The organism is Acidithrix sp. C25 (assembly GCF_904848545.2).
On record NZ_CAJHCI020000007.1, the window covers coordinates 93,483 to 116,934 of the forward strand.

Annotated in this window: 14 protein-coding genes and 1 pseudogene; 6 read left to right on the forward strand and 9 right to left on the reverse strand. The window is 47.2% G+C overall.

The genetic code is table 11. The features are described from left to right. Positions 1-1,056 precede the first annotated feature (1,056 nt). From ACIDITHRIX25_RS82060 to ACIDITHRIX25_RS82070, 3 genes are all read right to left on the reverse strand, one after another. Positions 1,057-2,175 (reverse strand): branched-chain amino acid aminotransferase, encoded by a 1,119-nt coding sequence (locus tag ACIDITHRIX25_RS82060; RefSeq protein ID WP_201731851.1) that lies wholly within the window; start codon positions 2,173-2,175, stop codon positions 1,057-1,059. 517 nt (positions 2,176-2,692) lie between these two features. Next, positions 2,693-2,869 carry a hypothetical protein gene (locus ACIDITHRIX25_RS82065; RefSeq protein ID WP_160291677.1) on the reverse strand — a complete coding sequence of 59 codons (177 nt, stop codon included), beginning with the start codon at positions 2,867-2,869 and terminating at the stop codon, positions 2,693-2,695. Positions 2,870-2,901: 32 nt separating this feature from the next. After that, a complete protein-coding gene (locus ACIDITHRIX25_RS82070; protein ID WP_052604034.1) occupies positions 2,902-3,411 on the reverse strand; it encodes a hypothetical protein in 510 nt (169 codons plus the stop codon). A gap of 191 nt (positions 3,412-3,602) precedes the next feature. Between ACIDITHRIX25_RS82070 and ACIDITHRIX25_RS82075 the strand changes: the two are divergent. Further along, positions 3,603-4,464: pseudogene (locus ACIDITHRIX25_RS82075) on the forward strand (IS1595-like element ISAxf1 family transposase). Between the two features lie 121 nt (positions 4,465-4,585). On the opposite strand, the gene ACIDITHRIX25_RS82080 reads toward ACIDITHRIX25_RS82075, so the two are convergent. Next, the gene (locus ACIDITHRIX25_RS82080) at positions 4,586-5,110 is read right to left on the reverse strand and encodes a GNAT family N-acetyltransferase (protein ID WP_052604033.1); all 525 of its coding nucleotides are present in this window, start codon (positions 5,108-5,110) and stop codon (positions 4,586-4,588) included. A gap of 771 nt (positions 5,111-5,881) precedes the next feature. Here ACIDITHRIX25_RS82080 and ACIDITHRIX25_RS82085 point away from each other — a divergent pair. Continuing rightward, a complete protein-coding gene (locus ACIDITHRIX25_RS82085) occupies positions 5,882-7,702 on the forward strand; it encodes an NAD+ synthase (RefSeq protein WP_082058367.1) in 1,821 nt (606 codons plus the stop codon). An 830-nt stretch (positions 7,703-8,532) separates the two neighbouring features. After that, the gene (locus ACIDITHRIX25_RS82090) at positions 8,533-9,471 is read left to right on the forward strand and encodes a sigma-70 family RNA polymerase sigma factor (protein WP_201731852.1); all 939 of its coding nucleotides are present in this window, start codon (positions 8,533-8,535) and stop codon (positions 9,469-9,471) included. A 116-nt stretch (positions 9,472-9,587) separates the two neighbouring features. On the opposite strand, the gene ACIDITHRIX25_RS82095 is transcribed toward ACIDITHRIX25_RS82090, so the two are convergent. Next, the gene (locus tag ACIDITHRIX25_RS82095) at positions 9,588-10,394 is read right to left on the reverse strand and encodes a thioesterase family protein (RefSeq protein WP_052604030.1); all 807 of its coding nucleotides are present in this window, start codon (positions 10,392-10,394) and stop codon (positions 9,588-9,590) included. Positions 10,395-10,941: 547 nt separating this feature from the next. On the opposite strand from ACIDITHRIX25_RS82095, the gene ACIDITHRIX25_RS82100 reads away from it, so the two are divergent. Further along, positions 10,942-12,486 (forward strand): MFS transporter, encoded by a 1,545-nt coding sequence (locus tag ACIDITHRIX25_RS82100; protein ID WP_201731853.1) that lies wholly within the window; start codon positions 10,942-10,944, stop codon positions 12,484-12,486. Positions 12,487-13,015: 529 nt separating this feature from the next. Here ACIDITHRIX25_RS82100 and ACIDITHRIX25_RS82105 read toward each other — a convergent pair. The 4 genes from ACIDITHRIX25_RS82105 to ACIDITHRIX25_RS82120 form a co-directional block, all read right to left on the reverse strand. Continuing rightward, positions 13,016-13,840 carry an HAD family hydrolase gene (locus ACIDITHRIX25_RS82105; RefSeq protein WP_200891149.1) on the reverse strand — a complete coding sequence of 275 codons (825 nt, stop codon included), beginning with the start codon at positions 13,838-13,840 and terminating at the stop codon, positions 13,016-13,018. A gap of 170 nt (positions 13,841-14,010) precedes the next feature. After that, the gene (locus ACIDITHRIX25_RS82110; protein ID WP_213333471.1) at positions 14,011-16,290 is read right to left on the reverse strand and encodes a Zn-binding domain-containing protein; all 2,280 of its coding nucleotides are present in this window, start codon (positions 16,288-16,290) and stop codon (positions 14,011-14,013) included. 300 nt (positions 16,291-16,590) lie between these two features. Then, positions 16,591-17,265 (reverse strand): potassium channel family protein, encoded by a 675-nt coding sequence (locus tag ACIDITHRIX25_RS82115; protein ID WP_052604027.1) that lies wholly within the window; start codon positions 17,263-17,265, stop codon positions 16,591-16,593. Beyond that, positions 17,262-17,924, reverse strand: a complete 663-nt coding sequence (locus ACIDITHRIX25_RS82120) for a potassium channel family protein (protein WP_201731855.1) — start codon at positions 17,922-17,924, stop codon at positions 17,262-17,264. The genes ACIDITHRIX25_RS82115 and ACIDITHRIX25_RS82120 overlap by 4 nt, the downstream gene beginning before the upstream one ends. Before the next feature lie 129 nt (positions 17,925-18,053). On the opposite strand from ACIDITHRIX25_RS82120, the gene ACIDITHRIX25_RS82125 reads away from it, so the two are divergent. Together ACIDITHRIX25_RS82125 and topA are read left to right on the forward strand one after the other, a co-directional pair. Continuing rightward, a complete protein-coding gene (locus tag ACIDITHRIX25_RS82125; RefSeq protein WP_052604025.1) occupies positions 18,054-20,477 on the forward strand; it encodes an amino acid permease in 2,424 nt (807 codons plus the stop codon). Positions 20,478-20,673: 196 nt separating this feature from the next. Next, the gene (gene topA / locus ACIDITHRIX25_RS82130) at positions 20,674-23,451 is read left to right on the forward strand and encodes a type I DNA topoisomerase (protein ID WP_201731856.1); all 2,778 of its coding nucleotides are present in this window, start codon (positions 20,674-20,676) and stop codon (positions 23,449-23,451) included. The last annotated feature ends 1 nt before the right edge of the window (position 23,452 follow it).

Genomic DNA, 23,452 nt, shown 5'->3' on the forward strand with positions numbered 1-23,452 from the left:
ACCAAAGATCATTTGCAAAGTCGAATCGGGATGCTGAGGAGGTCGAATGTGAGAACTGGCATCAAGGCGTAAAGAGTGCGATGAAATTGACCGGCCCAACAGATAATACTTTGGAGCGATAAATCTAATTTTATGAAGGGGTTTTAAATATGCACTGGTAGGTAACTCATGAACATAGTTGATCCAAATGCGTAAGGTCTTAGTTGTCGATAAATTGCTCGAGAAATTGAGACGTTCAAGAAACACCACAGCTTAATTTCAAAGATATGAATGAAACACCAAGCCAAGCAAGACAGGGCTATAACGAATATCAAAGCTTGCTCCCTCCAAAGATGAAGGAAATCGGCTTGTATCGAAGAGACTTCTTGGCGTTCCGGTAGTTATGTTTAGAATTGCTCCACTTGGTTACGCAAGTAAAAGAGCATTTTGATAACCTAGCTCAGAGGTGTCAGACCGTCTGCCAAACAAACGGATCGCTATCTTGAAATTGCGGTGACTGTCGTAGCCAAACCCCAGGGTGGAATTTTGGCTAGAGAATATAGATTCATTCACCGAGTTGATTTTTTCCTCCAGGAGTCCCCAGGGAACGTTGCGGTTGCCTGTCAAGAATTTGAGTAAGACTAATGCTTGGGTGCAACCGGTTGGCAAAAAACTGTCACTCCTGGTATCTATTTGGTCAGGATTGTCAGATAATGAGTAATTCTAGCTTTGGCGTAACAAGTTGTTTCAGGGAGATCCTCGCTCTTTCGTTTGAGACAGTGGATGTTGAAATTAATTTTGCGTCGTCTAATTTACCCCAATGCAACACCGTTTAGAAAGTAACACTTTGATATTGGTGTGTTCCTTTCCGAACGTCGGCGAATTGGAAGTTAGTTCAAGTGGCCTATTTGACCGCCATGTAAGTTTGACGACGTGAGCAAGTACCCAAGTTTCAATAGCTGAGAATCTTAGCGATAATAGAAATCTGCGCGATAGAAGTCTTACCGCCACCCATTCATTGCTCGACGATGCCTCCGTGTCACTGAAAGAGTTTTCGCCGCTGAGTTGTTGGATCGGTCACATCTCTTCCATCCAGCCGTGCCTATCTTCACTGATCCCGTGCTGGATATCGAGAAGTGACTTCCGTAGACGCATCGTAATGGGTCCAGCACCTCCATCACCTACAAGCCATGAGGACTTTGAAGACCTAACTTCGCCAATTGGAGCGATCACGGCCGCAGTTCCACAAGCAAATGCCTCGGTAATAGTCCCGCTAGCACATCTATCCCGCCATTCGTCTACTGAGAGGTCTATCTCGGCTGCTTGAAAGCCTGCGTCTGCGGCCAACTGAAGGATCGACAGCCTAGTAATTCCAGCGAGGAGTGTTCCCGTTAATCTCGGAGTCACTATACGTGTTTGGTCGCCAGATTGCTCCACGAAGAAGAGGTTCATGCCGCCCATCTCTTCGACCTGCGTTCTGGAGATTGCGTCGAGCCACACGACCTGATCACATCCTGCATCAAAAGCTTCGGCCTGAGCGAGTAGGCTCGCGGCGTAGTTTCCGGCGCATTTTGCCTCGCCGGTCCCTCCTGGGGCTGCTCTCACATATTCATGAGTAATCCAGACGCGTAGCGGGGTCGGCTCCGCGGAGAAGAACGGATCAGCAGGACTTGCGATCAAGATGTATTCATATTGATCCGACGGTCGCACTCCCAACATCGGCTCTGATGCGAACATGAGCGGACGAAGGTAAAGGCTCTGTCCGAGGTTTTTGGGCACCCAATCGCGATCCACATGCAAAAGAGCGCGGATCGAGCGTATAAACAAGTCATTCGGAAGTTGTGGCATTGATAGTCGTGTTGCTGAACGGTTAAAGCGGTTGGCATTCTCCATAGGTCTAAAGACGGCTATCGTGCCATTTGGCTGGCGATAGGCTTTCAACCCCTCGAAAATTGCTTGACCGTAATGTAGCACCATCGCTGTTGGGTCTAATACTATCGGACGATAAGGATGAAGTGATCCGGCGTCCCAGCCTCGCTGACGATCATATGAAATTGAAACCATGTGATCGGTGTGTATCCGCCCGAACCCCGGGCGAATTAAGTGGGAATTGCGCTCTTGCTCGCTGGCTCGCACTCCCAATTCGAACGAAAAGCCATGGACCAGATCGCTGGAATCTTGAGATGTTTTGGTCATGCCATCACGGAGCTTTGTGGCGATTTACGGTTGTGGTACATGAAAGATAGTCCTTTGTGCTGGGATCTCTCGATCGATTGGGTCGTTTCTATTTCTTAATATGCACAGTCGGGTCGCTCAAGTTGGTGAACCGCCGATAGCATTGAAGTCAGGCCAAAATCCTAAGATATCATCATATACAATTCCAGCCAGCCAAGTTGGCTTGAGGCCAAACAGTTGCAAACTAGATTTACCAAATGCAACTCCATGGAGGAATTCTGGCCATCGACCGCGCCATGGCGAATGCTAGTGGCCAATCGAACAACTTTTAACGATTTTAGGCTGGAAGCTTTCTATTGCGAAATGGATCGAAAACCATCGTCGATTTGTGATAGCGGACCTAATTACGGATTATAAATCAGAGGAGTTTCAACTGCGTGTCTTTTTTCCAACTCTAACGACGTTCCCTGAGCTCCGCGAGCCACTACGAACACCGTACCAAATCCGAGGGTAGGATTAAGAACCAGCAATAAGGTGGTCATTCAGTCGCCTTATGAGCGACGAAGCCTTCAGTCAGGGGTCCGCCAGCTAAGTGTAGAATATCGCCCACTACCTCGATCATCGGTTCCTTCCTGTCATCGACTAGCAGTGACGCGAATGCGTCAGCAAGGCGGTTTGCGAAGCCATCCGGTGCATCCATGAGGTGGCGTGCCATCCACTTGCTTACACCCAGCCACCGACATTCACTCAGTAAAGCGAGTCCCCGGCTTCTCTCAATAATTGACTCGCTATAAAGACAGTCTCAACATGGTCTGAAGTACCACGAAGATTCTCGAGCAGGTCGGTCAGCCGATACCGACGTCGAGCTCGATCCTCATTCGTCAAAGCGGCGGGGCCAGCATCGATAATTGCCCGGGCCTCTTCTTGTATTTCAGTCACTTCATAACCATTGCTTCGTGGCACATAGCCGTTCGCACTCATGTTGGCCAGCGTGCAGGTTCGCGATTGTGCATCCAGGCCATAGAAGCGCGTCAACGAGTCTCGTGAATGGACGAATAATTCAGTGATCCAACCGTGAGATCGAATCTTTTCCCGGTACGGAGCTGGAGGGCCGTCCAGAACCACAACGATGTCGAGGTCGGAAGTTGGGGTTCGGTGAGAGGTCAGCACGCTCTTCGACAAGAACGCCCCCCGACACTCTGGAAAGCGCTCATTGACGATTTGAGTAGCTGCAACGATCGGGTCGGCGGTTTCCATCTCTCAACAATACTTTAAAGGAGTTGTAACACAACAAATTAGTAAAAACTCATCAACTTTCGTAAGTTTCGACTCCACCGAGACCGCAATGGAGCTAATTCTTGGTAGGGCAGATGCTCGATTGAGGTGATACGGTGGATATCTCGGATGTTATGGTAGGTTTCTCTTAGCAAGAAGCATGCGAAGATCATTTGATCAAATTGCGATCAAAAGAGGGCATTAGATGCCCAAAGTGTGACTTCGATCAGTTGCCTTAATTAGACCAAGCCATTACAGGAAATACAGCATCTTGAGCTCTACTTTTTCAATGTAAATCGTGCCACTGTCAAACTTCAGTTACATCGAGGTCTATCTTTTATCGAAGTCGCATCTCTTTATCCCAGTGGTTCTTCGCTGCCTATTGTCCAACGACAAGCGTGGTCTTTCGGCCACCACCCTAGCTAAATTCGTCCGAGTCTCATATCCGACTGGCCGGTTAATGCTAATAAAGCAACGAAAGGCAATGGGCTAGGAGTAATGGGCTAGGAGTAATGGCTTATACAGACTTGGAGCAAACGTCTAGTTAGGTGAGTTCTTACTTCGTGGTGAGAGCCACAGCAAAGGCAGAAGAGGAAAAGTAACGACCCGCACCAATGTGTCCTAATGGAATGTCGATTAGCAATGGAGCAGAGGTCTAATTGTTTTTATAAAGGTTATCAAAGACACCACCGCCAAATCGCCCAAAGATGTTTATGCAAAGCCCCTAGATTTTGAGACGAAGCTGATATGCAATGGTAACCCCAGTTGTGAAGCATGTACTCAAAGAACTTGGGATAGCACATTCAGTTACTTATCAAAATACGATTCGTAACATGCAACATTTAATTGGATCAAGATCCTCAATTGGAAACTGTAAGAAATTAATCGACAGAACCTACCACGGACGCTGGGAACGTAAGCAACTTGTGCGTCGAGGAATTTCTATAACGATTCTACTGAAGGCAGGTTGAAAAATCCTTGGTCGAGCGACTTCTCTATAGATGCGTCTTTGATTCTCCCCATCCGCTACTCTGAGAGTCTGACTCCGAAATAGCTGTTGCTTGTGAAACTTGATAAGTATTAAGTGAAAGCCACCGACCTATAGTGTTTGGTTAATTTTGGGTGCATTGAGCTTATAGGGTTTAAGGCTGGGTGGTCATAAGGCAAGTTCGTAAATGTACTCTTGACCATCGACCTCGTCGTCTCGAACTCCCGTGATTACAAAACCCAACCTCTTTAAAACTCCAATTGAAGCAGAGTTGCCCGGCGAGACTGAAGCGAAGACGACGGCCGACCCTTGCAGCCGCGCCCAATCTGCTAATCCCCGAGCTGCCTCTACCGCGTATCCCTGTCTGCGATATCCAGACAGGATAGTGTAACCAATCTCAGTTTTACCAATGATCTCGGGAGGGCCATGAAAACCACAATGCCCGATGACTTCGCCATCTTCTTTGCGAACAATAATTCGAACACCCCATTCCTGGCTGGATGGTCGTGACTTCATCTGCTCGAGCTGTATATATAAGAAAGTCTCATCAGCTGATTCAAGGAACTCTTTGCAAAAAACAGTCCCTTGGATGCTTTGGGCACTCGCAATATCATGAGCGAGTAAGGATTCGATCGTTTCGGGATAGAGCGCCTCGAGGCGGAGCCTTGAAGTGATAATTGGTGCTGCTACCATATCAGAAAATCATATCATATAACGCGCCTTCATTTAGGATGATCTTGGCTAGACGGCTCTATTTGCCCAACCAGGTCTTTTAGATGCGAAAGTTTGCTCCTGAATCAATTTGGACAAAGATTCGAAGTCGATCAACCCCTTGTCTGATATCGCCTAACTTCTAGTTGATAGAACCTTATAATTTTGACTTTAGGTTTGCACGTTTAGCGAATTGATTCTATTTCGAGATAATTATCACAATTAGGGCCTAAACGACAGGTTGATCGATTTGAAATTAGCCCTAAGAGCTTTTGGATAAATTGCTGACAAATCAGTCGTTTGATGTTTTTTGGTAAGCGGTCTATAAATGTCGTTGCCGATAATTGTTTGTTGTCTTGGAAATAATTATTTCTGTTGGCTGCGCTGCCATAGGTGCGATATGTCTAGATAGTAAAGGGAACAATACCGTTTTGAATATCGACGGAGTTTGTTTTCAATGATAGCTAGTTCGAATATCTTTTCTAGTTGTTAGGACGAACCCATCACTTGCCCTCAAGTACCGATAGCAAAGATTGACGTAGGCGCACATGCCATGATCTCTTGCTCGCAAGTTTGCCTAGGAATCAATTCTAGGATCCAACGACTTAGCTGGGGTTGCCCAGAGAATCGCAATAGCTAGATTCTCAATGTCATCTCTTTTCCAGAGTTATTTTGTCGCACGTAACTTCATCTGCTAACTCATTGCAAGGATTACGACTTTTGGGTAGTAGCATTCCATCTGAGGTTCGAAGTATGTCAGATATTGAACTCGCCTCGATTCGGATCGGTATTTGTCAAATCAATCCGAAGGTGGGCGATTTAGAAGGTAATGCCAACTTGATAGTCGAAACGGCTAGGAAGGCACATTCGCTAGGTAGTCAAATTAGCGTCTTTCCGGAGTTGGCACTTTGTGGCTATCCGCCAGAAGATTTGCTTTTGAAGCCTTCATTCATAAGGGCGACCCGTGAGCATTTGAATGAGATTGCTAAAAGTGTCCCCGAATCTGTTCTGCTTATCGGTCATCCAGAAGAAGATGGGCGTCTCTATAATTCAGCCTCGTTTACCTTTGGCGGTGAGGTCTTTGAGAGTTACAGGAAGCGATTACTCCCAAATTACGCGGTCTTTGACGAGCAAAGATATTTTGTGGCAGCTAACTCACCTGTCAAGCTCTTTGAGATCTGTGGTGTCAAGGTGGGTGTCTCGATCTGTGAAGACATCTGGAGCCCGATAGGGCCAGCGCTAGATGAGGTTAGAGGTGGAGCAGAACTCATTTTAAATTTGAATGCATCTCCATTTTCTATCGGTCGACGCTGGCAGCGCGCAATGATGCTATCGGTTCGCTCGAGCGATCTGTCAACTCCGATAGTTTACGTGAATCTAGTTGGGGGCCAAGATGAACTCGTCTTTGATGGGGGATCTATGGCATTTGATCAAAGCGGATCCTTGATAGTGAGTGTCGAAGCCTTTGTCGAAAAGGTGGAAGTTGTCTCGATAGACCTAGTAGGTCGAGGTCGGAAGTTTCAACTAGATCCTAGGGGTCTAATGAGCGACCTTGATCCGGAAATCATCAAAGTGGTAGATAATCAGCCTTCGTTAGAGGTGCCATCCATTTACCCAAGTGACCAGAGTTCTTCCAATAATAACGCTGCATTATGGACACATCCAGCGCCTCGTTTTGACTTGAATTGGGTTGATTCTCTGGATAATTATGATCTCGGCGAGACGCTTTCGGCATTGATTTTGGGCCTTAGGGATTACGTAAATAAGAATGGATTTCGCTCGGTAGTCATGGGGCTATCGGGAGGTATAGATTCGTCATTGTGTGCAGCAATCTGTACCCTAGCGCTAGGAAAAGAGCGGACCTTTGGTATAGCGATGCCTTCGCGTTATAATGCGGGTTCATCTCTTGATGACGCGCAGATTTTGGCGGATAACTTGGGAATCGCGATGAATGTCGTCGCGATATCATCTCTTCATCAAGAGTTTCGAGGTGTATTGAAGGGCCTTTTGGGATCAGATCCCAAAGGTCTGACCGATGAGAATCTCCAAAGTAGAATTCGTGGAGTCCTACTGATGGCATACTCGAATGCAACCGGCGCAATGGTTATAACAACTGGCAATAAGTCTGAAATAGCCACTGGATATTCCACTCTTTATGGAGACAGCGCTGGTGGGTTTGCTTTGATAAAGGATTTGCCAAAGCTACTTGTATTCAGGTTGTGTAGATATATCAACGAGGTGGCATTTGGTCGCGAGGTCATTCCTGAGTCGGTGATCATAAAGCCTCCCAGCGCTGAGTTGCGTCCCGATCAGCTCGATCAAGACTCGCTTCCTCCTTATGAAGTGCTAGATCCAGTTTTAATGGCGTTGGTGGAGCGAGACATGACGACGAGCCAAATGGTCACAAGTGGATTTGATCCCGAATTGGTTTCTGAGATATCGACCTTGATCGATAGGAGCGAGTATAAAAGGCGCCAGGGTGCACCCGGGGTTCGAGTTACCCCGAGAGCGTTTGGCAAAGATCGGCGAATGCCTATAACCAATGGCTTTGACCAGCGACGCTATGGCCTCTGAATTGCTTTTTGACGAATAGAGGCATGCGTGGACTATGTATGAGATATGTGGGCTATGGATGAGATATGTGGTGATTGACTGGAATCAATTGGTTAGCATATGGTAAGTCAATCTAATCCGATAGGAATTTCGAGGGCTTTATCTCTTCCACGTCTCTTCCACGTCTCTTCCACGTCTCTTCCACGTCTCTTCCACGTCTCTTCCACGTCTCTTCCACCCTTCTGCTGGGCTGGGCGAAGCGATGTGGATTTGTTGGATCGTAATGTGATCGTGTGGGCGCTGTATCTACTTTTTTGTCACATTGGTCTTATTTTGAATCAGGATATTATTGTGAATGTTAGCTTTTGAGGTCGGTAGCCCAAGTCGACGCTAACCTATTTTCTAAATGGAGCATGATACTTATGGTTAGATACTGTTTCATTTCGAATTTGTCACGGTGCTTTGGGCTTTAGATTTGTTGAATATGATTTCAAGCCATGCTAAACCGTTATTGGGGGTGACCTAACTTCAAGGGTTCCTCACAAGTTAGGAGTAACTGATGAATCAGTGCCGAACTTGGAAAGGCAAATCGAGATATTTTGAAATGGATGGGGATCTTCAAAACTCAATGATTGCAATCTTAATGAGATAGTCGATATGGCGCACTTTTTACTGGATTAATCCAAGTCCCGATAATTGCACTGATGGATTTTTATCAATAGTAGGTAAAATTCTATCGATCAGTCAAAATGCCGTCGGACTTGAGATTCGGAAATAGTCGGCCAACTAGTTTGGTTTGAATTTTGTGAAGATATTTAATTTTCACACTGCTTTGGAAAAGGTGGGACTTGGTGGCCAAGGACCGGATTGATAAGGACGAAGAAGACCTCGTCAGGATGTATCTGACGGATATAGGTCAATATCCCCTTCTATCAAAAGATGACGAAGTAAGGCTAGCTAAGGATATCGAGCGTGGCGCTAAAGCTCAAAAAGAGCTTTCGTCCAGGTCTAAAGATATGCCTATCGAGCGTCGATCAAGCTTAAAAGTCGATATTACTATGGGTAATTCGGCAAAAAGAGCCTTTGTCCAGTCGAACCTACGGCTGGTGGTATCTATCGCCAAGAAGTATCAGGCCTCTGGACTGCCTCTTTTGGATCTAATTCAAGAGGGTAATTTAGGACTAATGCATGCAGTTGAGAAGTTCGACTGGCGTAAAGGTTTTAAGTTTTCCACCTATGCGACCTGGTGGATACGGCAAGCCATTACCAGAGGGATCGCTAACACTGGCCGGACTATACGACTTCCTGTTCATGCAGGAGATACGCTTTCTCGTGTTCAAAAAGCTTCAGCGCGTCTAGAGCTCAAACTGGGTTACCCACCTTCCTTGGCCCAGCTAGCTAAAGAGGTTGAAATAGATGAAATTAAGCTTTTGGATGCTCTTAAGTTTCGTGCCGAGCCTCTCTCACTCTCAGAGCCACTGAGGGATGATGGTGACGCGGAACTCGGAGACGTCGTGGAAGATCGCGCTGCGGAATCTCCATTTGAAGTCGCAGCGACGACGCTGTTACCAGTCGAGATTGCTCGATTGTTGGCACCTTTGGATGATCGTGAACGAGATATATTGAAGTTACGTTTTGGTCTTGACCGAGGTGAACCCAGGACTCTAGTAGAGGTGGGGGAGCATTTTAATTTGACACGCGAGCGAATTCGACAGATAGAAGCCCGAGCCATGTCAAAGCTTCGCCATCCTTCCTCGGATACAGGTGCGAGAGACTTGTTAACTCTTTAGTTGCTTAGTTACATGAAATTTCTTTGTCGTGGGTCGTTGGATTAAGATGCTGGTTTTCTTTGGCTCAAGTCGCCACTAAAGCCAGCATCTTATTTTTGTGGACCCTGCGAGGACGACTACATTGGCGCTAAAAGTGCAAGTTGTCGTGATTGGGCCAGAAGTCTGCCGCCGGGGTCGTAGATCTCGCCGTCTTCTTCTATGAATCCGCCGTTTGCTAATTGTGATTTGAACTTCACAAAGCAAAAGGCATCTTCATCTAGATCTAACGGATCACAATCGGAGCGAAAGTGAATCGTTAGATCTAGAGTTGGAACGGCGAAGTCCCCATCCAACTTCGTGAAGATGGATGGCAACCAAGCATCGCTATATGCCGCGAGAAGCAAGGAGTCTGTTTTTCTATTTTCACTTAGGCGAAGCCAACCACTGCTCTTAGCTAGTCTCCCACTGGGAAATGACTCTTTATCAGGAACCACCTTGGAGATATATCGTTCATGCATTTCGACCAGTCGACCTTCATTTACTCTTGAAGGTGCAATTTGATTCGGTCTGGGAGGCTCCCCTAGTTGAACGTCTTGAAAGAAAGGGCCGGGAAGGTTGATGGCGAATGCCCCGAATGCTTTGGCGACTACTCGTTCTCTTTGCCTCATAAGAGCGGTAATAAAGGTAGCTGATCTCCCTGATTTTTCAGTCTCTAGGGTTATTTCATATTCGCCTAATGATGGTGGGGAGAGATAATGGGTGGTGAGTGACCTAATCAAACGTGTGGGATCGTCGATCGTTTTGTTCATCGCAGACATAAGACACGCGGCGATGTATCCGCCGTTGGGGCCTCTTCCAGTTGACCATCCGGTTGCAATTTCTCCGAGAAACTTATTGTTTCCAATCGACGAAGCTTCTATATCTTTGTCAAATTTTGTTAGCACTCGAATCACCTAGCTCATTTAATCCACATTGGCTAGAAAAAGGATAGTAAATGAACTCGACCAAAAACTGCCAAAATACGTGTGGGCTGTGATGAAGGTAAAATTTCTACCTCGGACCCCGAGATTTTCAACGTAGATTTTAGAACTTTGGCCAGGAGTGATCGATTGCAGATAGAAAAGCACTATTCATTCTAACGAGGGGTCGAATTTGCTTATCACTTCGTGTAAAGTTCTACCTCGGAATGTAGGGGCCAAAAGTTTTGCCGCTAGGCGATAGTTTTGGATACAGTTTGATTCTTCAACCTTTGGTAGATGCCAACTTGGTTGATTTCTCTCAGCTTTGGGGGAATTTATAGTTTGCTTGCGTCGTTAGTTGCAATGCGAACTATTCGATTGCCCAATTAAATTGCTGGCATGAGTTGATTTGCATAAAGCACAAAGAATACCTAGATGGGCTATTCAATGTTTTGTGCTCCATAAGTTGGCAACATTTTAAAAGTATTCGGCAGTGAATTACAGATTTTATAGATAGAACGGTTTGGTACGGATGACTCCAACAACTTCTCAGGGTAGCGCTCGCTCAATGCGCCAACGCTTTAAAGGTAGATCGGAAAGTATTTCGACCCATAAGGGTTTGATTTTAACGATCGCCTGTGTGGCTCAGTTCATGGTGGTGCTCGATGTCTCGATTGTGAATGTCGCTCTACCGTCGATTCGTAACTCCTTGGGATTTAGTCAGGTTAACCTGCAGTGGATCCTAAATGCATATACCTTGAGTTTCGCGGGGCTTTTATTGCTCGGTGGCCGCCTGGTAGACATTATCGGTCGACGCAAAGTCTTCTTCAGCGGCATCTTTCTCTTTTCGGTGGCTTCGCTCGTTGGTGCTATCGCTACGTCACAAAGGGAGATCATCATTGCTCGAACGCTTCAAGGCGTCGGAGCAGCGATCCTTTCTCCATCGACATTGACGATTATTACTACAACCTTTGAAGAGGGCCGTGAACGAGCTAAAGCTTTGGGTGCCTGGAGTGCCGTAGCGGGCGCAGGTGGTGCTGCAGGTGCTCTCTTTGGCGGTATTTTGACTGATTACTTGAGCTGGAGATGGACCTTTCTCATCAATGTGCCAATCGGCATCTTCGAAGTCGTTCTGGCATGGATGTTTCTCTCTGAATTCAAGAGAAGCCAAGCAACAAAAGGAGCGCGCCTTGATGTTGTGGGTTCTGCCTTAATTACATTTGGCCTCACGGCGGTCGTCTATGGCCTAGTACAAGGGGGAAATCTAGGCTGGGCTAACGTTGAAACCCTCGTAGCGTTTGCTATTGGGGCAGCCTCGATGATGTTCTTTGTCTATTATGAAGCCAAAATCGCTGGAAGCCCAATCATTCCGCTCGCTATCTTTAGACATCGGGCTTTGAGTGTAGCCAATATTGCCATGTTCTTGGTAGGCGGCTCAATCTTTGCGAGCTGGTACTTCTTGTCGCTATTTATGCAGGAGATCCTCGGCTATTCCCCATTAAAGGCAGGTCTTGCCTTCGTACCTCAAACCTTGGCCATCATTACCGGTGCACAGATATCGTCTCGATTGATATCTAAGATCGGGTCGCGGCCACTTGTGATTGGTGGTCCGATAATAACTGCTATAGGTCTTTTGATGTTGGGTAACATCTCCCCAACTTCGAGCTATTTAGGATCTCTCTTTCTTCCAAGCATCTTGGTGACACTCGGGATGGGGCTTTGTTTCACTCCATTGGCCTTTTCCGCTACGACGGGAATCGATCGTCACCTCGCAGGATTGGCTTCAGGCGTTTTGAATACTGCTAGGCAGGTTGGAGGTGCGGTCGGGCTTGCGGGGCTCTCTTCGCTGGCTTTAGCGGTCACTAATTCGAATCTGAGCTCGCTAGCCTCAAATGTGCACGTGAGCCATCATGCCGCAGTTTTAATGGCTGCCTCCCATGGGTACGGTGTCGCCATGACAGCGTCAGCGGTAATTGCAGTATTCGCCTCGCTTTCCGCATTGATGCTACCGAAGTCGCCAAAGCGACTTGCTGAGGCGATTGACGAAGAGTTGATTCTTGGCTTTGAGGGCGCCTAGGCTAGATTGACGAGTAGGAATTGTTTTTTCAATCAGAAGTCGGGCGAATCTGGAGCTTGCTTTCGGATGGATGATCGTTTTTCGAACTTTAGTTATCGGGGTTTTGGAGTCGATGAGATAGGCGACCTAAAATAAAGAGAAACTAGGATTGATGAAATATTGTAAAACTATAGATGTATTGAAAGATTGAGGCTGTTTATGAAGAAGCTAATATTTGTAATTTTGCTTGCGGGCCTTGGAGCGCTTGCTGCCAAGAAACTTCGTGCCACTGCGTAGGCTAGATTCGTCTTTTTCGGCGGTGATCGCTTTGTCTCATAGATTCAAGGGACCAACGATATGAAGATATCTATTGGATGAGTTGTCTTGTGTCAAATTGATAGCAGGCGAACGATTCGAATATTTAATGTAAAAAAACTGGTGTCCGGTGGCCTTTTGGCTTGCCGGACACCTTGTTAATTTAGCTCATAACCCTAAAGCTCAATTACGGATCGACTATATCGATAGCTCGACCGCGCCAGAGACCTCTTTTTTAATCTGCCGCTGACAAAAGAATGGAACGAATCTGAGCAGACAAACGTCGTACTCGATAGAGCAGGTAGAAGCTTGAGGCCGCGACGGATGCGATTCCCAGGGTCAATGCTACAAGTGCGGTTGGTGTAGATGGTCGGACGCGTCCTTCACGAACTCGCACGGGATTGGTGAAACTGAGTATCTTCCAGGATCGATCTTTGGCAATTTTAGCTAAGACTCGATCTGGATTGACTACGACTGGATTTCCTACGGCTTCAAGCATTGGGAGGTCAGTGTATGAGTCGGAATAGGCGTACGATTCTTCTAGAGAAAATCCATATTCTTCGGCCAACTTTTGCATGGCTTCGGCCTTGTATGGGCCGTATGCATAGAACTCCATCTCCCCGGTGTATCTTCCGTCGGCGTCAACCTTTGATATAGTCGCGATTACACCGTCGACGGCGAGTCGTTCACCAAGGGGAACTACGATCTCGCTGGGCGATGCCGAAACAATGAATACAAGGTCCCCATTTTTTTTATGTTCTTCTATCAAGTCGAGGGCTTCTTTGAAGATAAGAGGCTCCACTATCTCGGTCATTGTCTCCGAAACGATTGCTGAGACCAATGACTTTTCCCAACCCTTGGTCAGAGAAAGAACTGTTTCTCTGAGCTTTTGAAGTTGTCGCTCGTTTGCCCCGGTGTATTTATACAAGACCTGGGCATAAGCGGAGCGCATAATGGTTCGGCGGGATAGTAACCCCTCTTTGTAGAAGGTCCTTCCAAAGGCGAGCATAGATGCTTTGGCAATTACAGTTTTATCAAGGTCAAAGAAGGCAGCTCTCACAATAACATCCTAGTTGCAACCTCTCTTTGGTGATTTGGTAAATTATTTGGTTGACTTTTATTTGGGCTAACGCCCAGGTCTCCATGAAGTGGGATTGCTAGTGGACGGTTCTATCATTCTTTGGTGACTTACCTTACTCTGAGGTTTGCAGATTAATGATCGCCTTGAGATTAGGATCCTTTGAGATTTCTCTTGCCTGCTAAGGAATCTGCGACAAGTCGTGTCAGTTCTAGGGCTCCGCGTTTTGATAGCGGCTCATTATTGTTTCCACACTTTGGGCTTACTATGCAAGAGGGACATCCTGTGGTGCAGGGACAGTTGACGAGAGTCTCAAGGGTAGAGGCCATTAAAGTAGCTTGGGCTTCGTAGGTGGCGTAAGAAATTCCAACTCCACCAGCGTAGCCATCGTAAATTGCCACAGCGCCGGAGATTTCGTCCAGATCAAGGCCGTTAGCAGAGCCTGGTGAGGCCACAAAGGAGACGCCTCCGACGTCCCATCGATCGCAGATTGAAACTATAGGAAGTATTCCAATGGCACAATGTTCCATGGCATGAAGGGCGCCTGGAAGGAGTTCGGTCTCAATATCAGAGGTGGCATCATCACTAAAGGAGATAAAGAATGCCTCAGTATCTAACTCTTTTGATGGAAGGCGATTTCGCTGAATGCCCAAGAGTGCTCCGGCCTCAGAGTAGGTCTCATATCCAAGGTGTGTTTCGGTGACGAAGAGGTCGGCTACGCCAATCCAAAGGCCAAGCGATGGAGAGGTAAGTAATCTCATCTTTGAAAATTGGTAGTTGGATTCGATGAGTGCTTTTGTGTAAATTTGATCTTCGGTCTTTTCGACGAAGATAAAGCTATTGTCATCGTCGATCGCTACGATCCTGAATCTTGCTCTGCGATGGCGATAGACCGCTCCAATAAAGGCGCTCGTTGGAATTTGATCTTCGTTTATCTCTTCTAGCACTTCACCAGTAGTGGTGATCATTCGGTATTTCCGACTTATGTAACCCCTGAGACCATAGTTTCTTGTTGGTTGCCTTGAACCTACATATTGATATCCCAACGGCGTCTTTATCAAGGTCGATTGGGCAACTAGTTGCTCGAGTGAATCGGTTACCTCTCTAATTCCATTTTCTCCCCTAAGGTAAGAACTCGCAGTGATCGACCTTTCTGAAGACGCTGCGATGAGCTGGTGGTGGCATACACTTTTATTGAAGGGGTTGATGGCCGCCCCCTCATTTTTACGTGTGATGATTTCGTGGGGATTTCTAGTTATCCAACGGTCTAATTGATCTGCGGAGGCGACCAAAACTATCATCCCGCCCGCCTTTGAAATTCGCTGAAAATCGCGCCGAAAACGAGCAATCGTGCCTGGAAATCCAACTAAAACTACTAGATCAAAGCGGGTCAGATCTCGAGCTAGGGCGGATGTGGCTACTGCGATCTTCACCCTGTCCACAAGGAGTCGCTCTTCTAGCTCGACTCTCAATTCCCCCAAGTATCCTCCTCGATAGAGAACGAGATCTTCTGCTGGAATGTTACTGGATGATTCGATTATGAAGTTGGAGATTAGCTCTGCCTTGAGTCGCGATGAGGTGATCACTGCCGTCTTTAGATTTGCCTGCCATCCGAGTCGAGCAAGTTTAGAGGCGATTGTAAGTGCAGAAGAAGGATCTACCTCGATATTTGGATCGATAAACCCAATTGAAATAGAGCCCGGTCGGTCAGGTGGTAGATAGATTTTGGCGAGTTGGTCGCCTCCACAGTCAAATAATTCACACGCAAATCGATCGGCGTCGCCTAATTCAATTCCGACCCCAACAAGGGAAATATCTCGGCCGAGATCTTTAGCCGCGAGTTCGAAGCGTTTTAGGATGTGAAAAAGGTTTGAACCTAAAAGACCACGAAACTCCACCATATCAAAGATCCATAGTGACGAAATCCGTTGGATAATACGATAGAGGCTGAACTGTTCAGGGAGAAGTTGTCTATGGATTGATTCGGGTGTCGCAATTATTAGATCGGCCCTTAGGCCATTTGTGGCGAGACTCTTTTGGGAATGTTTTTGCGATAGATCCAGAATCTCCAACGAAGCGTTCTTTGCCTTTAGGATCCGAAGCGTGCTTCTTGCACTTGATGCGCCCTCAACAAAGACCAAGATCGATTCGTTAGATCTCTTTGTGATTTGTATCGCATCTAGTAGGAGGTCTAATGCATCGGTAGTCTCAGAGCACTCTATGACGCTGAAGCGACTTTGACTAAGTGGACCGATCTGATTGATTGACTCTAGGATCTTTTCGGTTATCTCGGTGGCACCGCCTTGTTCATCGGTGGGAGTGTTCGATTCGATGACTATTTGCGTGCCTTGAGCGATCATCTCTTCAAGTAGTGAATAAGCCTTCTGTTGTGCAGCATCCAGAGATCCTCTAGCCATAATATCCTTAGCCATTTGCAGTTTTGGCTCTTGTGTTCCAAGAATATTTAAAGATTACGCCAAAATTTAAAGGTTCCCCAGAGGTGTTAGTTGGGACTTTTAATATTGCATTTTTGTCAGAAGTCAATTGGGTTATTCCACTTGATCTTTGTGCAAACCATGAATCTTTCAATCGATTCAAATCCCTACTTCGTCAAATTTTCTTGACGAAGTAGGGATGAAGTAGGGATTTAGGGTAAAGGTGGCAGTTTTTTTTTGGAGAGACTGGCATTGGTAAAAAACTCTAGAGCTTTGCAGCTAATTTGTTAATCTCTGCTAGCCCATGGGGGCGGTGCCGATCAAAATTGCCTTCAACTCTGCCTCGGAATCGATTGTCACGAGTGCTACAACTTCGTCGCCACAGCGAAATATCGTCTCTCCTCGAGGTACGATAATGCTGCCGTCGCGAATAATAGCGACGATCGAGGCCTCTTTGGGGAAAGCAAGCGTTGCTAGTTCAAAGTCATTGGCTGGAGAGTTATCTGCTAATGTAACTTCGACGAGGCGAGCACCACTCTTTTCAAAGGAGAGCAACCTTACAAGCGATCCTACTGATACTGCCTCTTCGACCAACGAAGAGAGAAGGTGAGGTGTTGAAACCGAGACGTCCACGCCCCATGTCTTATTGAAGAGCCAGTGGTTCTTTGGATTGTTCACACGCGCGACAACTCTGGGAACCATAAACTCCTGCTTTGCGAGGAGCGAGATGACAAGATTATCTTCGTCATCACCAGTCGCTGCTACTACGACGTCGGTATCTGCCAAGCCGGCGGCTTGAAGCGATGAAACTTCACATGCGTCGGCGACAGAGAATTTACATCCGATGTGATCTTTGAGTTTGGCTACTTCGTCACCGTTTTGTTCGATGACCATAACGTCGTGGCCAGCTTCAAAGAGATCTTGAGCGATGAACGCACCCACGCTTCCAGCACCTGCGATTACGACTTTCATTGCGTTTTTCCAATCTCGAAAAGCGCCTTGTCGAGGCCTTGAATCGATCCGCGTTCCACCATGAAATGAACTACGTCACCCTCTTGTGCGACCAGCTCATTATTGAAGAGCTTTGCAGAGGTTCCCCGTGTCAATAGAATCGGAAGGGCATTTGGTATTTCGGTTAGGTTTGTAAGACGATGGCCAGTCATGTGAAGCGGAAGGCCCCTCTCCAAAAGGACATATCCACCGTGTGGTTCTATCCAATCCGGCTGTGCATAGTCTTCGAAGAGGCGACGCATAGCTTGTTCTGTCGTCCAAGTAACCGTAGCTACCGTAGCGATCCCAAGTCGCTGATAGATCTCGGCTCTTTTGGGGTCGTAGATTCTGGCAACTACCTTTGGGACTTCAAAGGTCTCTTTTGCAATTCTTGCAGTCAATATATTTGAGTTGTCTCCACTTGTGACTGCCGCTAGTGCGTCGGCGCGATCTATCTCTGCTGCCTCGAGGCGCTCTCGGTCGAAACCGAGCCCCGTTATGGTCTTTCCGTTAAATGTCGGACTTAGCCGACGAAAGGCTGATGAGTTCTTGTCGATAATTACGGTTGAGTGGCCCTCGTAGGAGAGTCGTGCCGCTAATTCAGATCCGACGCGGCCACATCCTACAACAATTACATGCACGGTCTATCACCTAGTAATCTATTCTGGTCGCGTTGAGTATTTTAGAGATTCTGTGGCTAGATTCTAGACACAAAGACGCGACACAGTATAAATGCTATTTATTAAAATTGAGTTCGGAGGCTTTTTCCCTTGCCAGAAAGCAATCCAAAAGTTCCCCCCTTATCTAAAGGTGAAGAGGGACCAGCCGGTGACGGTCGTGGCGAACGTTTTCGCGGTGCGCGGAGTTTTGAATCGCAGCCAACTACTCTTGCGCCTTTGGGCTCTTATGATCTTCCAGAGTCGAGAATCTATCGCCTGAAAAATAAGTTCCTAGGCAAACCACTTGTCAACGAGGATTTAAAGGGAGAGCGACTCGGAAACTTTACCGCAATGGCGGTACTGTCATCTGATGTCATCTCATCTTCTGCTTATGCGACAGAAGAGATTTTGACGATTCTGGTACCGGTAATTGGCGTAGCTGCCTTTTCCATGGTTTTGCCGATATCAATCTTGATCTTGATAATTTTGGTAACGGTCGCTGCCTCGTATTTTCAGGTTATCAAAGCATATCCAAAGGCCGGTGGCGCCTATGTGGTAGCCCGTGACAACTTTGGACCACGAATTGCACAGATCGCCGCGGTCGCGATCATGATTGACTATACGATCACGGTAGCTGTGTCGGTTGCCGCTGGAGTCGATGCGATATCATCGGCGGTTCCAGCTCTAGCTCCATACAATCTTGAACTCTCGCTCTTATTTGTCCTAGTTCTTGCGTATGGAAATTTGCGCGGGATCAAAGAGGCCGGCCGGCTATTTGCCCTACCTGCGTATTTCTTTATCTTGAATATGTTTGTAATGTTGGGCTGGGGAATCTATAAGGCTCTAAGCGGACAGCTACACCCACTTTCAACCCACGTTCCAGGCGGCTATCACCTTGGTCATCCAGGATCGGGCCTTTTGATGGGCGCTTCACTATTTATCTTTCTTCAGGCCTTTGCCAATGGTGGCTCTGCGGTAACGGGTATTGAAGCCGTTTCAAATGGAGTTTCGCTCTTTAGGGCGCCTCAATGGAAAAATGCACAACGGGTGCTTATGTATATGGCTATTATCCTGGGAACTTTGTTCTTTGGTCTGTCAATTTTGGCTTCGTACATTCATCCAGTTCCAAGAATCTCTGGAACGCCTACCGTAATTTCCGTTATCGCTAAGACCGTGTATGGCTCTTCAACCTTTGGTACTGTCATGTACTACTTATTGCAGATTGGCACATATCTGATCCTTATATTCGCGGCGAATACAAGTTTTAATGGATTTCCATTTCTAGTCTCCTTTGCGGCAGAGGACTCGTTTTTGCCTCGACAATTTCTAAGGCGTGGCCACCGACTTTCATTTTCAAATGGGATTATTCTCCTTACGGTAATTGCTGAAGTTATTCTTATCGGAACTAATGCGAGCGTAAATGCACTAATCGGCCTCTACGCAATTGGAGTCTTTACCGGCTTTACGATGGCCGGAACGGGAATGCTAAAGCATCACCTCAGAGAGAAGGAGCCGGGTTACAAACGCGGCTTCGTTGTAAACCTCATTGCTTCAATCCTCTCCTTTATCGTGGTCATAGTCTTTCTGGTAACCAAATTTACCCAAGGCGCATGGGTTGTAGTTGTAGTTGGGCCAATCCTTGTTTATCTATTCATTCGTCTCAACCGTCAATATGTTGCTGAAGAAGAGCGCCTCGAAGGCGATGTCGCGCTCGCCTGTGAGGTGCCTGTTTTGCGAAAGCACAAGGTGATTCTCTTTGTGGAAGAGCTTGATTTAGCAACAGCTCGAGCACTTCAGTATGCACGAACTTTGGTTCCTGATGAGATTCGGGCAGTCCATATTGAGCTCGATGTCAAAGTGGCGAGGAAACTCGAGTCCGATTGGAGCCGTCTTGGTGTTCGAAGAATCGATTTGGAAGTTGTAGAGTGTTCCGATCGTCGGATACGTCGCGCCGCGCTTGATGTCGTTGCCGAAGCCGTCTCCCCTGGGGATGCTGAGGTTACTGCTCTTTTACCGCGACGCAGCTATCCGGGATTTTTTCGTCGAATCTTACACGATCGGACTGCGGATTCGATAGCTCGAGTTTTGAGCCAATTACCTCATGTAAATGCTACGATAATTCCTTTCCAGGTCAATTTGCCAGGCAAGGATCGCCTGCGCACGAGCCTTCGTCGTAAAAATGAGACTGAAAATGAGATCAAGCGAGCAGTGGGGAACACAAACACTTCGCCCACCTCCGATGTTCCCGGAGCGATTGCCATTGGGAGCGTTGTCTATCGACGTCCCGCAAAGGTGGTTGGCAGGGTAAAGTCAGTTCGCGTTCAATCTCTGGATTCAATTGCCTCGTTGGCGGTTCGTCTTGAGGACTCAAGTGGTGGACTTATGCTGGTCTTTCCTGGTAAACGCCGGGTGCCTGGCATAGAACCAGGTAAACGCCTAATAGCTCAAGGGACCGTAGGAGACATCGATGGGCACATAGCAATCATGAATCCAACCTTTGAACTTCTGGCATCTGAATCTGATGCCAGTGATTAAATAAAAAAAGTTGTTACGACTACAAGGTCCTAATCCGTAATGACCTTGTAGTTTTGTATTTGATAAAGTGCAATTGATTGAAACTTTGGTATTCGATCGCAGTAAATAGCGGTAGTTGACCGCAATTGCTCGTATGGTAATAGATCTGAGTCTGTTATGTGGGCACATTAAATATTGGGTAGGTTGAAGCAAACTGATGGCTAAGCCACTTGTAATCGTAGAATCTCCGGCTAAAGCTAAGACAATTTCGAAGTTTTTGGGATCAGAATTTCTTGTCGAGTCATCGATCGGCCACATACGAGACCTCCCAAAGAGTGCATCGGAGATTCCAGATTCGCTCAAGAAAGAGCCATGGGCTCGTTTAGGTGTAGACGTCGAAAATTCATTCAAGCCTCTCTATGTCATCTCTGACAAGAAAAAAGCTCACATCAAGCATTTAAAGTCACTTGTAAGCCAAGCGAGCGAAGTTCTTCTAGCAACAGACGAGGACCGTGAAGGTGAGTCGATAGCTTGGCATTTGGCTGAAGTTCTGGCTCCCAAGGTCCCGATTCGCCGAATGGTCTTTCATGAGATCACCAAAAGTGCGATATCTCAGGCGATTGAAAATACCAGAGACATCGACCAGCAGCTCGTCAGCGCTCAGGAGGCTAGACGGATATTAGATCGATTATATGGATACGAAGTCTCCCCGGTTCTCTGGAAAAAGATCAAACCCTCGCTCTCGGCGGGAAGAGTGCAGAGCGTGGCGACTCGAATTTTGGTGCAGCGAGAGCGCGAGAGGATGGCCTTCGTCTCTGCTGGTTATTTTTCGGTAATGGCTAATGCAACCAAGGCCAAGAGCGCATTCCGTGTTAATCTGATCGGTTTGGATTCGCTTCGAGTGGCAACAGGGCGAGACTTCTCTTCAGCTGGATCGATCGATCCAGCTCGAATTAAAAATGCTCCTCTTGTCGTCTTGGATGAGCCGTCTGCAATCTTGATCGCATCAGATTTGAAGAACAAAAGCCTTTTGGTTGAATCTGTCGAGCCCAAGCCCTATCGCCGAAGTCCTGCTCCGCCCTTTAGAACCTCAACGCTTCAACAGGAGGCCGGGCGGAAGCTCCGTTTTTCCTCGACTAGAACGATGTCGGCGGCCCAAAGGTTATACGAGGCCGGATTCATTACCTATATGCGAACGGACTCGACATACCTTGCCGATGCCGCCTTGGTTCAGACCCGCGAGATTGTAAAAGAGCTTTATGGAAATGAATTTGTTCCAGCTCGAGCCAGAGACTATAAAAATTCCGTGAAAAACGCCCAAGAGGCCCACGAGGCTATTCGTCCGGCTGGGGATCAGTGGCTAACACCGGCTCAGATTACATCTAGGGTATCTTCAGATGAAGCCCGTCTCTATGAGTTGATCTGGAAGAGAACGATAGCCTCACAGATGACAGATGCGACGGGTACATCCGTTTCGGTTCGGCTGAGTGCACCCTTAGCTTTGGACCAAAGTATAGGAAGTGACCAAGGCGCACGTTTGAATCCCACTCGCGCACTACTTTCTGCTAGCGGGCGAACCATCGATCACTTTGGCTTTCTGCGCGTCTATGTAGAAGATAGCGACGATGGCGATACATCTTCTGATGAAAATGACGTCATTCTTCCCCCTCTTGTTGAAGGTGAAGCGGTTCCCGTCCTAAGTACAAATTATGAAGGTCACACGACGAGCCCTCCGCCTCGATTTACAGAGGCCTCCCTCGTAAAGACGTTAGAGGAATATGGGGTAGGTAGGCCTAGCACCTATGCAAGTATTATCTCAACGATTCAAGATAGAGGTTATGCCTTCAAGCGGGGCAATACCCTCATTCCTTCGTTTGTAGCATTTTCCGTAGTTGCACTTTTGGAGCAATATTTCGGCGAACTTGTTGACTATAACTTCACTGCCGAACTTGAGAACTCATTGGACAAGATTGCCAATGGCGATATACCCGCGGTTCCGTACCTTCGTGACTTTTATTTCGGTGCAAATGATCAAGGTCTAAAATTCTTGGTAGATAGTCAACTTGACGCAATTGACCCTCGGGCTATTAACTCAATTTCAATAGGCGACGACGAAGAGGGAAATCCTATCGTAGTTCGCGTTGGTCGTTTCGGCCCCTATTTGAGCGTAGGCGACACAACGGCCCCAGTTCCCGATGGGATAGCGCCAGATGAGCTGACAACAAAACGAGCGATTGAATTGTTGGCTGCAGGCAGTGGCGATCGTTTTCTAGGTCTTCATCCGGAGATAGGCGATCCGATATTCGTCAAAGTAGGGCGTTTCGGCCCATTTATACAGTTGGGAGATCCCGAACTCCTACCCAAAGGTGAAAAGCCAAAGACGGGTTCTCTGTTTTCTACCATGACCCCAGAGACCGTGACTCTTGAAGATGCAGTTTCGATTCTCTCGCTTCCTCGAATTGTAGGGCGTGACCCAGAGACAGGCGATGACGTTGTGGTGTCGAATGGGAAGTTCGGCCCCTACGTCAAAAGAGGGCGTCTCTCTAGGAGTTTAACTAGTGAGTCGCAACTTCTATCTATTGGTCTGGAAGATGCTGTAGCTATCTTGGCTCAACCGGCTACGGGTCGCGGTAGACGAACTGCCACATCGATCGAACTTGGGGTCGATCCAGATGGACGATCAATCGTCCTTCGCTCGGGACGTTTTGGACCATATGTATCCGATGGAACTATCAATTGTACGGTAAAGCAGTTTGAAGTCGATGAGGGTCTAACCATGGAGCGGGCAGTCGAGCTTTTAGCCGAAAAGCGTGGGTCGATGCCCGAGGTTTCGAACGAAGATGGAGAAGGCGTAAAACCTAAAAAGCGCACAACTAGATCGACCGCTAAAGCCACATCGACCGCTAAAGGATCTACGAGATCTACCGGCGCAAGGGTTTCTGCTAGAGCGCCTCGCGCAACCACCCCAAAGACTCCCAAAAGTAAGAACTCCTAAG

Excerpts from the sequence above, each read along its gene's own strand:
- ACIDITHRIX25_RS82060 (WP_201731851.1), bottom strand. The coding sequence starts at position 2,175 with ATGACCAAAACATCTCAAGATTCCAGCGATCTGGTCCATGGCTTTTCG.
- ACIDITHRIX25_RS82065 (WP_160291677.1), bottom strand. The coding sequence starts at position 2,869 with ATGGCACGCCACCTCATGGATGCACCGGATGGCTTCGCAAACCGCCTT.
- ACIDITHRIX25_RS82070 (WP_052604034.1), bottom strand. The coding sequence starts at position 3,411 with ATGGAAACCGCCGACCCGATCGTTGCAGCTACTCAAATCGTCAATGAG.
- ACIDITHRIX25_RS82080 (WP_052604033.1), bottom strand. The coding sequence starts at position 5,110 with ATGGTAGCAGCACCAATTATCACTTCAAGGCTCCGCCTCGAGGCGCTC.
- ACIDITHRIX25_RS82085 (WP_082058367.1), top strand. The coding sequence starts at position 5,882 with ATGTCAGATATTGAACTCGCCTCGATTCGGATCGGTATTTGTCAAATC.
- ACIDITHRIX25_RS82100 (WP_201731853.1), top strand. The coding sequence starts at position 10,942 with ATGACTCCAACAACTTCTCAGGGTAGCGCTCGCTCAATGCGCCAACGC.
- ACIDITHRIX25_RS82110 (WP_213333471.1), bottom strand. The coding sequence starts at position 16,290 with ATGGCTAAGGATATTATGGCTAGAGGATCTCTGGATGCTGCACAACAG.
- ACIDITHRIX25_RS82115 (WP_052604027.1), bottom strand. The coding sequence starts at position 17,265 with ATGAAAGTCGTAATCGCAGGTGCTGGAAGCGTGGGTGCGTTCATCGCT.
- topA (WP_201731856.1), top strand. The coding sequence starts at position 20,674 with ATGGCTAAGCCACTTGTAATCGTAGAATCTCCGGCTAAAGCTAAGACA.